The sequence below is a fragment of the Bartonella bennetti genome (genome assembly GCF_045945445.1).
Lineage (GTDB): Bacteria > Pseudomonadota > Alphaproteobacteria > Rhizobiales > Rhizobiaceae > Bartonella.
In genome coordinates this window covers 884,755-900,864 of sequence record NZ_CP174576.1, presented here as the reverse complement: position 1 = coordinate 900,864, position 16,110 = coordinate 884,755, and the positions used below count along the sequence as shown (strand labels likewise).

Below are 16,110 nucleotides of genomic sequence, written 5' to 3'. Positions count from 1 at the left end.
TTGCAAGGCTGTGAGAATTTGTGCCTAGTTATTTAGTTAGTAAAAGGAGAGTTTTGTGATGATTTTCTGAAGTGCTGTGTAAAAGTATGTTTTTACGTTTTAGGTAAAATTTGAAGAGAGAAAGAGTTTCTTAAAAGAGATCTGTTAAATGTTTAAAAGAGAGATACAGAAACACGCAGTTTCGAAATATGCTTCGGATTATGCTATACCTCAAGCTCTAATAAAAAGGCGTCGTGAAACAGTTAATTCAGTTATCAGCGCGTGTATGCTTGAAGGGTATATTCTTAACTCTAAAACGTTAGACGTTTTAGAAAAATATGCGAACGGAGATTATTCACTAAAGCAGTTTAACACTGAGATGGATCATTCTGTAAAAGAAGTAAAGGCGCGAAAGAAATATTCAACTCATGGTGTTAGTACTACTAATGGAATGCTGATAAATAAATATGGAATAACAGATGCAGTTGCTCTTCGTGAAAGAAGTGCACATGATATAGCAAAAGCAATTATTAATCTATCTTGTGAAAAGGTACCAGAACAATTTGATTCCTCTTATCTTAAATATCTTCATAAGCGCTTATTTGGGAATATGTTTGAGTGGGCTGGGTGGACTCGCGAAGAAATTCCATATTTTGAAGATGTAACAAACGCTAAGCTGTTACCAATGGAAAAATTGAGGTCTGTAAACAGCAATGAAATTGAAGAATGTTTTAAAAGAATTGACAGAATTCTTTTTGAGAAGAATAATCTGAAAGATTTGTCGTGCGAAGAATTTTCTCATAATGCAGCAAGAATCTTTGTTTTGCTTAATGATATATATCCTTTTATCAGTGGGAATGAATGTACGCAACTGGTGTTTTTTGATCAGCTTGCTAAAGTTGCTAATTATAAACTTGATTTTTCAGTTATAACAAAAGAACGCATGAAATTTGTCAGCGATGCTGCAAAAACTTTAGAAGGCAATATAGGCGATCTAGCTCCTATAGAACATTTGTTTGAAGATATTTCTGATCCAAACAAAGTGTGTATGCTGAAAGAGTTTATCAAAAATAATGAGTGTAAAGATATAGAAAATCAGATTATTGTAGCTCCTCGTAAAGATGTTGTTTATGATGGTATCTGTAGAATCTGTAGCTCAAATTCCATTCTAGTCGAAACGAAAGATGCGTACGTTGTATGCTACAAAGATTATTTAATGCCAGAAGAATTAAAAACATTAAAATTAGGTGATCAAATGTCTTTTAAAGCTGTAATACCTAAGGCTCTTGAAGACGTTCTCATTCCAGAAGGAATATTAGTCTCTTTGACGAAAAAAGAAATTATTAAAAGAGTTAAAAAAGATTTCTCTGTTCAAAGAAGCCGGGAAAATGTTAAGTCTTATTCAAAATTGGTTTATGATAATTCAGACATATTGAAAGAAAAGATGGAATTGATTGATGAATTTGCATGTTTTGATACGCAGCTTGCGAAGCAGCTTGGGAAGCAAATTGCGGAGCAAATTATGGAAGCTCCTCAATCTGTTTATGCGCTTGCAGGTATTGAGATATTTGGTATAAGCAATTCAAGGCGTAAAAAAGCTGAAGAATGTTGTGGTGAACTTAGTTCTGCAATTAATCAATATACAGATAATGTAATATACACTAGAGATGCAATTTTACAACAACATGAAGCACACAATAGTGTTAAAAGGAAAGCTGTGGCAATGCCCAATAAGGAAATACAAGATGTTTTAAGTTTGCCAGAAAGTATGCGGCAAAAAATATTTGACACTTCTTGTTCATTACAGCAGGAGGTTTGTGATTTTATAAATAAAGTCATGAACCGTCTTTCATTTAGCGAGTATCAAGCACTTAATGATAATAATTATAAAAAGCTCGCTCAAAATTTGGGCGTGTCAGTGGATAAAGCAGAGAGAATTACAAAATTTGTTAAAGCGGGTGAGAAAGTGTATCTGCAAACTAGAGGTCTCAAAATTAATCACTTAGAAAGTATGGCTGTAGCTAGAGTCAGTTAAATTGTAAGTCATTGCCTCTTCATTTTTGTGCATGGATAGTATTTAAGAAAATAAAGAGGCTACTTTCTAAAAATTTTTGCTTTATTTTAGGTAAAGCAGAGGGGGTTTTTACGATTGAGTGTAGTGAAAGAGTGAATGGGTACGCTTATATTTTTTGAATGAAATTACCAATGATATTAAAGCTTAGCAGTTTTCATAAATTTTGCAGATGCATATATTAAACGATATAGTTTAGATTTTGATAGTTTATTTGCGAAGGTAGTTTAGTTATAGCGTATTCTGTATTAACTTATAGTGATTTTGCTAATTTGTTGTATTTTTGTCTCATATCATTTCAAAAATCAGATTAGAGCTTTATGCAGAATCTTTGATTTATTCAGAATGGTGATAATTTTCTGAGAGTGATAGGAAATATCTTCTGATATATTTAATTGTATTTTGTGATATAAGTCGCATAGTGATTTATTCGTGTTGGATGGATATTATTAATAATATTAGTGAAAGCATTATTTGAAAGTTTTCTATACTAATTATGTTACACCAAAGTTTAGAATAGCATGTTGAAATTGCTATTAAAAGTTCTAATTTCTGATTTTTATGTGTAGTGTATTTTTTACTTAATAATAAAAATGAATATTTTAAAAAATATCAAATGTATAATGTATATCGTTTAATTCTGAAGAATGTTTCCTGAAAAGATGAAACAATAAAAATATATGCTTGTTAAAAAATGCTTTTTTATAAAATGCTGAAAGGGTGGATACAAAATTTGGAAAGATGGAATGGTTTTGTATTTTAAAACACAAGCTATTAAAGGTCTGTACACTTTTTACTTTTTGTAAATTTTGATGGGTTCTGGTTGAAATGTAATTTTGCAGAGCTATTTACTCCCATTAGTTTGTCCAAGACGGAATAATAAGGGTGTAGTTATGCAATATAAGTGGAAGTTAGGTTATTGGATACTTATGATCAGTAGCTCTTTTGTAGGAGTTGCGAATGCAGATAAGAATGAAATGCAGAGATTTGATGGCAGCTATAGTGGTAATGTTGTTTATGATCAGAATGAGAAAGAAAAAAATACTGAGATTGTTAGAAAAGGCGAAATTACTGTTATTGAAGATGGAGCAATTTTAAAAAATTTCATAATAGACAATGATATTAAAATCTACGTTGGAAATGATGGTAAGCAAGATAATCCAGGTCAGTCTATCAATAACATAGTTAGAAATTCCGGAAACCTTTATATTTATGCAGGCGGTTTTAGTAAAGGTACTAAAATTGAAAATGGCGGTGTTGAAACTGTTATGGCTTTCAGCGGTAAACAAGGTTTTTCGAGGAATGCTATTATTTACAAAGATGGACAACAACAGGTTAAGAATGGAGGAAAAACAGAGGGAACGAAAATTTATGGTGGTAAACAGTTTATTTTCGGGGAAGGCAATGTTGGAGGCCAAATAACAAAGAGTTCTGCTAATGGTACTATCATTTATGGTCAAGGTGACATACTAGGAGAACAGAATGTATATGAAGGCGGTGTGGTGTGGAATGCAAAAGTGATGGAAGGGGGCATACAAAATCTTTATGCAACAGAGGATGAAGGAGAGGGAGGTACTGCAGTAAATACTGAAATTTTTAAGGATGGAAGACAGCGCGTTTTTACAGAAGGTACAGCTATTACTGTTGCTTTACATGATAATGCTGTCCAAGAGATATATAAGGGTGGTTATGTATACGATCTAACTATTAATGATCATGCGAGTTCATGGGCATATGCTGGTGCAATGTTAGAAGGAAATACAATAATTAATGATTCTGGCAAGTTTTTGCTTTATGCTGGTGATGAAAAAGATCAATCTACAGTAGAAAACTTTATTTTAAATGGGAAAGATACAGAATTATTTGTTATTAGTGCACGTGATGAAGACAGCGCTTTGATTAAGAAATTAAGTGGTAATGGAACTGTTAGTTTTATTCTTGATCAGGCTCAAGCACGTTATTCTCGTCTTCATATTGAGAACCTTTCTGGTGAATTAGGAAGTTTGCATTTTAGATTTAATACCACTATTGCAGAGGATCGTGGTGATTATCTTTTGATTGACAATGGTGATGGTAATCACATGATAAGCGTTGTTGATACAGGCGCTGAAATTACCACTCCTCTTTCACAACAACGTGATTTGATTACCGATAAAAGTGCAGGAGCTCATTTTACTTTAGCAGATTTTTCTGGAGCAAAAATTAATGCTGTTGATGGTGGCGCTTATATGTATAGTTTGAAACAAAGAGAAGATGGTTCTGAAAAGATTTGGTATTTAGCAGCAGATCATTTTGATCAGCCAAATCCTCCAGCTCCAGATCCGGCTCCAGATCCAGATCGAGTGCCAAAACCAACACCAATACCAACTCCGTCTACAACACCATCGACAGATGCAGTGTTATCTTTGGCAGTAACTCCTGAACTTGTTTTTAATAATGAGTTGCAAAGTTTGCGTTTTGGAAGAGGTATTTTAGGAAGGAACAAGAAGAATACAGCTTTATGGACATATGGGATCAAGGGTCGAGATCGTTTAGCTACAGATCATACGCATTTTAGACTTGATCAAACGGGTGTAATATTAGGTGTTGATTGGTTGAAAGAATTAATGAATGGGGATTTTTATATTGGTGGTTTTGGAAGTTATGATCAAGCGCGTATTACCCATGCACGAGGCGGTGTCAGTAGTATGGATGCTTACAGTGTTGGAGTTTACGCGACTTATTTTGATAATCAAGGATGGTATTTAGATAGCGTTTTGAAATATAATTATTATATCAATAATTTAAAGACTATTTCAACGAATGGTTTGGGTGTTCAAGGTGATTATAATCAATGGGCTATAGGTAGCTCATTTGAGGCAGGTTATCATTTTGATGTAGCGCCAGATACCTGGATACAGCCTTATACTCAACTCACAGGAATACGTGTTTCAGGTCAGGAAGTAAAACTTTCTAATCAGATGATCGGCGATATGGATAGCTCTCTTTCATTACGCAGTGAAGTTGGGGTATCTGTAGGTCATAAGTTTAATTTAAATAGTGATACTCACTTAATGACTTATATAACAGCAGCTTGGTTGCGTGAATATATAGATAGCAATCATACGATAATTAATAAGCAACATGAGTTTACCACTGATTTGTCTAGGGATGCAGGTAAATTAGGAGTTGGTTTGAATAGCTTTGTTGGTGAAAACTTATCGCTTTACGCTGAAACTCATTATCTTAAAGGACAGAAGGTAGAACAATCCCTTCAAGGTATTGTAGGATTACGCTATAGTTTCTAAAATCTAGCTGTGTTTTGTTTTCTGATCATTTTGTAATTATATTTTATAAGACAGATATTAATGATCAGAAAACTCTTTTTGAGAGAATATAGATATTGGATGCTTCTGCAATTTAATGTGCAATATCAATCTTCAATTAATTAAATTCATTTTGTACAATACATAGCGTACATATATTTTTCTCTTTAATTTTTCAATAATTCCTATAATCTAATATAATTTTGTCATAATAGCTCTTTGTTAGATATTATTATGTTGTAATATAAAATACATTATGATATATATAGACACATTATGATATATATAAACGAGCTATTTGATAGTTAGGGGGTATTAATCTAGCTTTTGGTGATGGAGTGTAGATCGTGCAATATTATAAATTAAGTTTTTCAGTATTAATGATCAGTACTTTTTTCATACAAAGTGTGAATGCGCGGGAACAAATGCAGGAGATGTCTGATGAAACTTTGGATTTAAGTGAAATAATAAGAGATTTCTCCTCTATGTTTATCAATGGAAAGGTATTGAAAAACTCTTCAATTGCTACTCAAGGTGTCAGTATGCACACTAAAATTGAAGAGGGTGGTCTTGAGATAGTTGAAAATAATGGAACTTCAACGAATGCCATTGTTTCTAAAGGTGGAAAACAGCTGATTACGCGTGGAGCTACTGCAATATCAACTCGAGTTGAGGGTGGTTCGCAGTTTATTTTTGAAGAAAATCCTAGAAATCTTGGTACAGAATCTAAGCGAAGTAGTGCTTATGATGCTATAATTGTTGGTACAAATGGAAATAGTGGGCAACAAAATGTGTATGATGGTGGGGAAGCGTGGAATACAAAAGTCATGGGAGGGGGAATACAATATCTTTATAAAGGAAAAACAGCAAAAGGTGGTTTTGCATCAAACACTGAAGTTTCTTCGAATGGTAAACAGCTTGTTTTAGCAGGAGGTGAAGCTTCGGGAGTTACTTTGAAGGATAAAGCTCTTCAAGTAGTGTATCCTGATGGGACAGTAAAAAATTTAACAATTCAAGATCAAGCGCAATCATGGGTACATGTTGGTGCAAATTTAACGGGGGCCACAAGGGTCAATGGTCGAGGATATCTTCATTTTTATGCTGGTGATGATATTAGTTATATTACAAAAGAAGATATTACTCTGGAAGGGCGAAGTCCTGAAAAACTATTTTCTGTCGGTGCACGGAATGGCAACCGTAATTCTGATATTCAGATTGAGGATTTAGGTGGGAATGGTGGAACAATAGGTTTTTCTTCTGTTGAATATGATAAACGTCATTCTAAACTTCATATTGAGAAGCTTTCAGGAAATTTACATTTCAATTTTAATATTAGTGATGTAGGGGAGGGAAGCGATTATATATTTATTAAAAATGGCTCAGGCAAGCATACAATAAGTGTTGCTGATTCTGGTCGTGAAATTACAACTTTTTTTTCGCAAAGTCATGGTCGTATTGCTGAGATCAATTTAGTTACTGATACAAGTGAAAATGGAGAAGCGAGTTTCACTTTGGTAAATAGTGCAGGTGAGTCAATTAGCGCTATCGATGGCGGAGCTTATATGTACACTTTACAAGAGAGAAATAAAAGTGGAAATTGGAAGGTTTGGTCTTTGTCTGCAGATATCGGTCAATCTCGTTATATAAGTCCCCCTCCTAAACGGTTAATTCAAAAACCAGTTCCAAATTTTCCATCTACTTCTAATGGTAAATCGGATAAAAGTAAGCTAAAAAACAACAAAAATTCTCGTCAACATTTAGAGACTCGGTCCCGCCCTCCTCGGCATGTGAGACAGTCTGAGCAGAGTTCTTTAGCACTTAGTTCGGGGGAGGTACAAACTTCTTTATATAAGGAGTATCAAAATGATGAGTCAAAAAGTCGAAAACGTATCTTACAGTCTCATGATAGTGGTGATGGGGGTACGTATAATTATCCGGTGTTGAGTGGTTCTCCAATCTTAGATTCAAAGCAATTGAAAATTCCTGATATTGAAGTGGTTCCATATAAATTGGGACAACAGATTGATGTTAATGAAGAGATTCCAGCTTACTCAAATCAGATTCCGGCTTACTCAAGTCGTTTGCATCTAAAAGAAGATACTAGTTTAGAAGACCTAAAAGAAGATACTAATTTAGAAGATCAAGAAAGTGCCCCACAATTAATGAATCAAGATGATGAGGAACAGTTTCCAATATTAGACTCGATCTCTACTCCTGCTCTATCTACTACTCCATCGACAGATGCGTTGCTATCCTTGTCGGTAGCTCCTGAGCTTATTTTTAAAAATGAGTTGCAAAGTTTGCGTGCTGGAAGAGGCTTTTTAGGAAGAAATAAAAAGAGTACTTCTTTATGGACATATGGGATTAAGAGTAAAGAAAATCTTTCTACAGATCATACAAATTTTAAGTTGGATCAAACTGGTATAATTCTAGGAATTGATGGGTTAAACGATTTAATGAACGGGCAACTTTATATTGGTGGTTTTGGTAGTTATGACCAATCAGATATTGCTCATGCACGAGGTGGTATTAGTCGTATAAATACTTATGGCGTTGGGGCTTATGCAACTTATTTTAGTGATCGCGGTTGGTATTTAGATAGCATTTTGAAATATAATTATTATCAAAATAATTTGAAGGCTATTTCGACGAATGGTTTAAATATCAAAGGAGATTATAATCAGAAGGCGATAGGTACTTCATTTGAAGTAGGGCGCCATGTTAAGCTAGCACAAGATACTTGGGTTCAACCTTATGCCCAATTAATTTGGTTAAAAGTTGAGGGTAAAGAAGTAAAGCTTTCCAATGAAATGACAGGTAATATTAGTCCATATACTTCATTGCGTAGCGAAATTGGGATATCTATAGGGCATGAATTGAATTTAGGTACTCCTGGTCAGATGATGACTTATCTAACAACAGCTTGGTTGCATGAATATATAGATAACAATCATACAATAATTAATAAACGGCATAAATTTAATACTGATTTATCTGGTAATGTTGGTAAATTTGGTGTTGGTTTGAATAGTTTTGTTAGTGAGAATTTGAATTTTTATGTTGAAGCTCATTATCTCAGAGGGAAGAAGACAAAGCAATCACTTCAGGGCGTCTTAGGATTGCGTTATAGTTTTTAAACAAGAATAGCCTCATTCTCTATTTTGAGATGTTGTCTCGTGATGATGTGAGGCTACTTAATTCATTAATTTTGATAGTAGAGTTTGAATAATGCGCTATAAATTAGTTTCTGGAATGTTAGTAATGAATATTTCTCTTGTACAAGCTGCTTCATCTAATTCTAATATGAATATAGAAAGGCAGGGACAAGTATTATTATCTGCACCTTCAAATGATCTAAAAACTTTCCCTTATGGTCAAGGTGACATACTAGGAGAACAGAATGTATATGAAGGCGGTGTGGTGTGGAATGCAAAAGTGATGGAAGGGGGCATACAAAATCTTTATGCAACAGAGGATGAAGGAGAGGGAGGTACTGCAGTAAATACTGAAATTTTTAAGGATGGAAGACAGCGCGTTTTTACAGAAGGTACAGCTATTACTGTTGCTTTACATGATAATGCTGTCCAAGAGATATATAAGGGTGGTTATGTATACGATCTAACTATTAATGATCATGCGAGTTCATGGGCATATGCTGGTGCAATGTTAGAAGGAAATACAATAATTAATGATTCTGGCAAGTTTTTGCTTTATGCTGGTGATGAAAAAGATCAATCTACAGTAGAAAACTTTATTTTAAATGGGAAAGATACAGAATTATTTGTTATTAGTGCACGTGATGAAGACAGCGCTTTGATTAAGAAATTAAGTGGTAATGGAACTGTTAGTTTTATTCTTGATCAGGCTCAAGCACGTTATTCTCGTCTTCATATTGAGAACCTTTCTGGTGAATTAGGAAGTTTGCATTTTAGATTTAATACCACTATTGCAGAGGATCGTGGTGATTATCTTTTGATTGACAATGGTGATGGTAATCACATGATAAGCGTTGTTGATACAGGCGCTGAAATTACCACTCCTCTTTCACAACAACGTGATTTGATTACCGATAAAAGTGCAGGAGCTCATTTTACTTTAGCAGATTTTTCTGGAGCAAAAATTAATGCTGTTGATGGTGGCGCTTATATGTATAGTTTGAAACAAAGAGAAGATGGTTCTGAAAAGATTTGGTATTTAGCAGCAGATCATTTTGATCAGCCAAATCCTCCAGCTCCAGATCCGGCTCCAGATCCAGATCGAGTGCCAAAACCAACACCAATACCAACTCCGTCTACAACACCATCGACAGATGCAGTGTTATCTTTGGCAGTAACTCCTGAACTTGTTTTTAATAATGAGTTGCAAAGTTTGCGTTTTGGAAGAGGTATTTTAGGAAGGAACAAGAAGAATACAGCTTTATGGACATATGGGATCAAGGGTCGAGATCGTTTAGCTACAGATCATACGCATTTTAGACTTGATCAAACGGGTGTAATATTAGGTGTTGATTGGTTGAAAGAATTAATGAATGGGGATTTTTATATTGGTGGTTTTGGAAGTTATGATCAAGCGCGTATTACCCATGCACGAGGCGGTGTCAGTAGTATGGATGCTTACAGTGTTGGAGTTTACGCGACTTATTTTGATAATCAAGGATGGTATTTAGATAGCGTTTTGAAATATAATTATTATATCAATAATTTAAAGACTATTTCAACGAATGGTTTGGGTGTTCAAGGTGATTATAATCAATGGGCTATAGGTAGCTCATTTGAGGCAGGTTATCATTTTGATGTAGCGCCAGATACCTGGATACAGCCTTATACTCAACTCACAGGAATACGTGTTTCAGGTCAGGAAGTAAAACTTTCTAATCAGATGATCGGCGATATGGATAGCTCTCTTTCATTACGCAGTGAAGTTGGGGTATCTGTAGGTCATAAGTTTAATTTAAATAGTGATACTCACTTAATGACTTATATAACAGCAGCTTGGTTGCGTGAATATATAGATAGCAATCATACGATAATTAATAAGCAACATGAGTTTACCACTGATTTGTCTAGGGATGCAGGTAAATTAGGAGTTGGTTTGAATAGCTTTGTTGGTGAAAACTTATCGCTTTACGCTGAAACTCATTATCTTAAAGGACAGAAGGTAGAACAATCCCTTCAAGGTATTGTAGGATTACGCTATAGTTTCTAAAATCTAGCTGTGTTTTGTTGTGTTGTGATTTCTATTGTATGAGAAGTTTTTAAAGGCCTTTTTTATGGAAGAGCTATTATTCTATTAAGCGAGATAGCTAATGGTGTGGTGGTTATGTTTTTGCATGATTTTTTGTTTCATATTGATTAGATAAATCAAACCAAAGTGTTTCCGCTTCTTCTAGTTTTTTCATTGTTTTAGCGCGTTCTTTTGCTTTTTCAGAAAACTGATTATGGGACAAAGCAGGGATTAATTCTTTGTCAAATTGTTCAATTTGTTTTTGAAGAGAATTGATCAATGCTTCAGTCTCAGCGATTTGTTTGCGTAATGGTGCAAGAAGAGAGCGATTTTGTGCATTGATCTTTCTTTGCTCATTTTTAGAAAGAAAACGTTCTTTTTTAGGAGAGGTATTTGTTTCTTTTTTAGAGGAAAGGCCAAGAACTTCTGTGCGGTAAGTGTTGATATCACCATCATAAGGTAGAACGGTTCTATTTTTTACAAGCCAAAACTGGTCCATTGTTGCTTCAATAAGGTGACGATCATGAGAAATGAGTATAATTGCTCCATTAAAATTATTAAGTGCATGGATTAGTTCTTCACGACTATCAATATCAAGATGATTGGTAGGCTCATCAAGGATAAGAAGATGGGGCCCTTTGAAAACCATAAGTCCCATAAGTAAGCGTACTTTTTCACCTCCTGAGAGATCTTTGACTTTTACCATCATTTTTTCTGTTGATAGTCCCGTCTGTGCTACTGTAGAACGTATTTTGGTTTCTGATTGTTCTGGCATTAGATAGCGCATATGTTCTATTGCATTTTTCTCTGGTATAAGATCATCTAATTGATGTTGTGTAAAAAAGGCAATTTTTAGATGGGGAGCGAGTGTTATTGTTCCTTGTTCTGATTTAATACGGCCTGCAAGTAATTTGGCAAGAGTTGATTTGCCGTTTCCATTTGAACCTAAGAGAGCGATACGGTCATCATTATCAATTCTCAAATTTAGTTCTTTAAGAATAGGTTTTCCTTTTTCATAACCAATATTTACATTTGATAATGCAATAATAGGAGAGGCTACAGGTTTATCAGCTTTCGGAAAAATGAAAAATTGAGTATGTCTTATTTTCCATGGTGTAATTAGTTTAAGCTTTTCTAGTGCTTTAAGGCGTGATTGTGCTTGTCGGGATTTACTTGCTTTTGCACGAAAACGGTTAACAAAATCCTCCATATGTTTTTTTTGTGCTTCTTGTTTTTCCTGTTCTTTTTGTTGTAGTCTGATAGTTTCTGCTTTTTGGTGTTTAAATTGATCGTAATTACCACGCCAGAAGGTAAGCTTATTATTTTCGAGATGCATGATAGAGTTAACAGTATTATTTAAGAAGTCGCGATCATGGCTAATGAGAATAATTGTATGGGGATATTGGTGTATATACTCGATGAGCCATAAAGTGCCTTCAATATCAAGATAATTTGTTGGTTCATCGAGCAATAAAAGATCAGGTTCAGTAAAAAGTACAGCTGCCAATGCGATACGCATGCGCCATCCACCAGAAAAAGAGGATATAGGTTGTTGGTGTGTATGAGGATCAAACCCTAGACCAGAAAGAATTTTACTAGCGCGTGCTTTTGCGGAATGAGCATTAATATCATTTAAACGTGTATGAATGTTCGCAATATGCATCGGGTCAGTAGCTGTTTCTGATTTACGGAGAAGATTAATAAGTTCTTTGTCTGCGTCTAAAACAATTTCGAGTAAGGACTGTTCGGTTGCTGGTGCTTCCTGGGAAACTAAACCAATTCGTGCTTTTTGTGGTATGAGAACCTCGCCATTCTCAGGCGAAATTTCACCTGTAATAACGCGAAAAAGAGTTGATTTACCAGTCCCATTATTCCCAACAAATCCAGTTTTTGAGCCAGCGGGAAGTGCAACATTAGCGCCATTGATCAAAAGGCGTCCAGCCATCCGTATTGTAATATCATTCAATACCAACATAATGAAAAGTTTCTTTTACATGATTTTCCAATAAGCACAAGTTTATTCAATTTTTGCAGGAAAAATGATAATATGATTATTAAGATAAATGACTACTAATATTTTTATTGTATGAAGATTACGATCTTTAAAAGAATTATACAATTGAAAATTAATACAAATTTTTTTACCGTTACTTAGTAGAAGGTTCTTTACTTGTTATAGAGAAGTGAAGACAGTTTTGAAATGAAAGAAAGGTAGATAATCAAATGGCTGTAGAGCGGACTTTATCGATGATTAAACCGGATGCAACACGCCGTAATTTGACAGGGGCAATTACAAAAATGCTTGAAGATGGTGGATTGCGTGTTATCGCATCTAAGCGCGTGTGGATGAGTCGACAGCAAGCAGAAAGATTTTATGCAATCCATAAAGGGCGTCCATTTTTTGAAGAGTTGGTAACATTTATGTCTTCTGGTCCAACTGTTGTGCAGGTTTTAGAAGGGGAAAATGCAATCGTTAACAATCGTGAAATTATGGGAGCTACAAATCCTATTGATGCACAGGAAGGAACCATTCGTAAAGTACATGCTTTATCGATTAGTGAAAACTCTGTCCATGGTTCAGATAGTGCTGAGTCTGCAAAAACGGAGATAGCTTATTGGTTTTCCGACATTGAAATTGTTGGTTAATAAAAGGCTATTTAGAAAATGAAAAGTTCCGAAATATATTGCGGGACTTTTTTAGCAAAATTATTCGCTTTAAAAAGAGCATGTTGATATGGTTATGTCTAAAAAGTATTTTTCTACCTTCTTAGATTTTAATTATATACGTGCCTTGTTTTCCAAATGTTCTATGTATCAGTTGAAGTAATGGTAAATGCCTTATTATTTAGTGTAATGAGCCTTTATTCATGTTGTAATTTTATCGTTTATTTTTTTTATGTAATAACATGTTTCAAGCCGGCGCGAAAATAATCCCATCCTGTCCATAATGTAAGCAAAGCAGCAACCCATAGCATAGCAATGCCGAATTCTGTTGTGTAAGGAATTATTTTATTAGCAGCAGGTCCTGCTAAGAGTAATATAATAGCTATCATTTGTACAAAAGTTTTCCATTTTGCAAAACGAGAGACGGGAACACTTACTTTTAACTCAGCTAAATATTCACGTAGTCCAGAGACAAGAATTTCTCGGCAAAGAATAATAATCGCTGCCCAAAGTGTCCACCCAGCGATAGTACTTTCTGCGGCAAGTAAAAGCAGGCAGGCAGAGACGAGAAGTTTATCTGCAATTGGATCCAACATGCGGCCAATATTAGAAGTTTGTTGCCAAATACGGGCAAGATAGCCATCCAAAAAGTCAGTAATAGATGCAATAATAAAAATAGACACAGCAGTCCAACGAGCAATATCACTTGATTGTAGTCGTCCTTCTAAGAAAAAACATGCTACAACCAATGGGACAGCAATGATTCGTGCATAAGTCAGAATATTAGGAAAAGAAAAAGTATGATTTTTCATAGAGCAATTTTCAGTTTTTAGAGTATAAGTTATTGTATGAACGTAACAAGGCAAAGCTTATGAAACAAGCCTTATTTTTTATTAAAATAGTTATGAATTTTGTACGCAATTGCTTTAGAAATACCTACAACTTTTGTTAAGTCTTCAACAGATGCTCTGGAAACTGCTTTAGAGCTTCCGAAATAGTTAAGCAAAGCACGCTTTCTCGTAGGACCTATTTTTTCAATTTCATCAAGTGGATTCTTGAATGCTTCTTTTTTTCGTTTTGCTTTATGAGTTTCAACTGCAAAACGGTGTGCTTCATCGCGTAGACGTTGTAGAAAATAAAGAATAGGATTGTGTGGGGGGAGTGTAAAAGGTTGTTTTCCTTTTATAAAAAACCGTTCTAGACCGGCTTTCCGGTTAACGCCTTTAGCTATGCCGATTACAGTGATAAAATCATCTAAATCTAATTCAGATAACACTGCGTTGGTAATATTTATTTGTCCTTGTCCTCCATCAATTAATATAAGGTCAGGCCACGGGGGACAAGAATCTTCATAGCCAATATTTTTATTTTTTTTAGGTAAACCATACGTTTTGAGAAGGCGTAAAAATCTTCGTTCAATTACTTCTTTCATCATACCGAGATCATCACCAGGTTTGATATTGGTCGAGCAAATATTAAATTTACGATATTGATTTTTTACAAAACCTGTTTGGTCAACAACAATCATTACACCCACTGCATTAGTTCCCATAATATGTGAGTTGTCATATATTTCTATACGGCGCGGGGTATGGGACAGTTGAAATGTTTTAACAATACTATGAAGGAGTTTTTTGTGTGCTGATGTTTCAGAAAGCTTGCGTTGGAGTGCTTCATGGGCATTAGTGTAAGCATGATTCACGAGAGCTTTGCGTTCTCCTTGTTTTGGTAAAGATAAAGCTATTTTGTGGTTTGCTTTCAGGCTTAATGCTTGAGTGATAAGTATTTCTTCTTCAATTGTATTAGACAAAAGGATAAGCTTTGGAATTGGCTTATTATCATAAAATTGTATAAGAAAACTTGCTAGAATTTCAGAGCTGGAAAAAGACGGATCTGCTTTTGGAAAATAGGATCGATTTCCCCAATTTTGGCCCATACGGAAAAAAAATACTTGAATACAAGTCATTCCTTCTTGTTGTGCAATTGCGAAAACATCTGCTTCTTTCACAGTTTGAGGATTAATACTCTGATGGCTTTGTATGTAAGAAAGAGCTGATAAGCGGTCGCGATAGGTTATAGCGCGTTCAAAATCAAGATTTTCTGCAGCTTTATGCATAGCTTGAACCATATCATTTTTAATTGATTGACTTTTTCCTGAAAGAAAAGCTTTTGCTTTTTTAACAAGTTGTAAATAATCACTATTGCTAATTTCATATGTACAAGGAGCTGAACAGCGTTTAATTTGATAAAGTAAGCAAGGCCGTGTACAGTTTTCAAGAACTGAATCAGTGCAAGTTCGTAATAAAAAGGCGCGTTGTAAAACATTGATTGTTTGTGTAACCGCTTCCGAAGAAGCAAAAGGACCAAAATAATGGGCTTTTCGTGTTCGGGCACCACGGTGTTTGTAGAGTGCAGGTGCTCGGTGATCATCTGTGATAATGATATAAGGTAAAGTTTTGTCATCACGCAATAAAACATTAAAACGTGGATGTAATCTTTTAATTAAATTGGCCTCTAAAAGGAGGGCTTCTGTTTCTGTATGGGTAACAACAAATTCCATATGATCCGTTTCACGAATCATACGTGTGATACGGTTATTGTGACCATGTTCACGGGTATAATGTGAAACACGTTTTTTGAGATTTCGCGCTTTGCCAACATAGAGAATATCGCCATTTTCATTGAGCATCCGATAAACTCCTGGTTTATGAGGCAGATTTTTGACAAACTCTTGGATGAGTGCAACACCTTTAGATTGGTTACTCTTGTTTTTTTGATGAGCATTGTGCCATGTAATGTCAGATAAAAAAGGAAATTTTTCTTCATTTTTTGTATAGGGGAGTATACGATTGTCTAAGCTCATTAATT

Annotated in this window: 8 protein-coding genes; 5 read left to right on the top strand and 3 right to left on the bottom strand. The window is 34.8% G+C overall.

From position 1 onward, the window contains the following. The first annotated feature begins 148 nt into the window (after window positions 1–148). The 4 genes from ACJTDF_RS04010 (at window position 149) to bafA (ACJTDF_RS03995) (ending at window position 10,560) form a co-directional block, all read left to right on the top strand. Window positions 149–2,014 (top strand): BID domain-containing T4SS effector, encoded by a 1,866-nt coding sequence (locus tag ACJTDF_RS04010; RefSeq protein ID WP_407965054.1) that lies wholly within the window; start codon window positions 149–151, stop codon window positions 2,012–2,014. A 929-nt stretch (window positions 2,015–2,943) separates the two neighbouring features. Next, the gene (gene bafA / locus ACJTDF_RS04005; RefSeq protein WP_407965053.1) at window positions 2,944–5,337 is read left to right on the top strand and encodes a BafA family autotransporter; all 2,394 of its coding nucleotides are present in this window, start codon (window positions 2,944–2,946) and stop codon (window positions 5,335–5,337) included. A 365-nt stretch (window positions 5,338–5,702) separates the two neighbouring features. After that, window positions 5,703–8,492: a BafA family autotransporter gene (gene bafA / locus ACJTDF_RS04000; RefSeq protein WP_407965052.1), complete on the top strand. Its 2,790-nt coding sequence runs from the start codon at window positions 5,703–5,705 to the stop codon at window positions 8,490–8,492. A gap of 91 nt (window positions 8,493–8,583) precedes the next feature. After that, window positions 8,584–10,560: a BafA family autotransporter gene (gene bafA, locus ACJTDF_RS03995; protein ID WP_407965051.1), complete on the top strand. Its 1,977-nt coding sequence runs from the start codon at window positions 8,584–8,586 to the stop codon at window positions 10,558–10,560. A gap of 112 nt (window positions 10,561–10,672) precedes the next feature. Here bafA (ACJTDF_RS03995) and ACJTDF_RS03990 read toward each other — a convergent pair whose 3' ends face one another. After that, on the bottom strand, window positions 10,673–12,553 hold the full coding sequence (locus ACJTDF_RS03990) for an ABC-F family ATP-binding cassette domain-containing protein (protein ID WP_407965050.1): 1,881 nt from the start codon (window positions 12,551–12,553) through the stop codon (window positions 10,673–10,675). Between the two features lie 248 nt (window positions 12,554–12,801). Between ACJTDF_RS03990 and ndk the strand changes: the two genes are divergently transcribed. After that, a complete protein-coding gene (gene ndk / locus ACJTDF_RS03985; protein ID WP_407965049.1) occupies window positions 12,802–13,224 on the top strand; it encodes a nucleoside-diphosphate kinase in 423 nt (140 codons plus the stop codon). A 248-nt stretch (window positions 13,225–13,472) separates the two neighbouring features. Here the strand turns inward: ndk and pgsA are convergent, their stop codons facing one another. Further along, the gene (gene pgsA / locus ACJTDF_RS03980; protein WP_407965048.1) at window positions 13,473–14,054 is read right to left on the bottom strand and encodes a CDP-diacylglycerol--glycerol-3-phosphate 3-phosphatidyltransferase; all 582 of its coding nucleotides are present in this window, start codon (window positions 14,052–14,054) and stop codon (window positions 13,473–13,475) included. Window positions 14,055–14,125: 71 nt separating this feature from the next. Next, complete coding sequence (uvrC, locus tag ACJTDF_RS03975) at window positions 14,126–16,105, bottom strand: excinuclease ABC subunit UvrC (protein WP_407965047.1); 1,980 nt, start codon at window positions 16,103–16,105, stop codon at window positions 14,126–14,128. Window positions 16,106–16,110 lie beyond the last annotated feature (5 nt).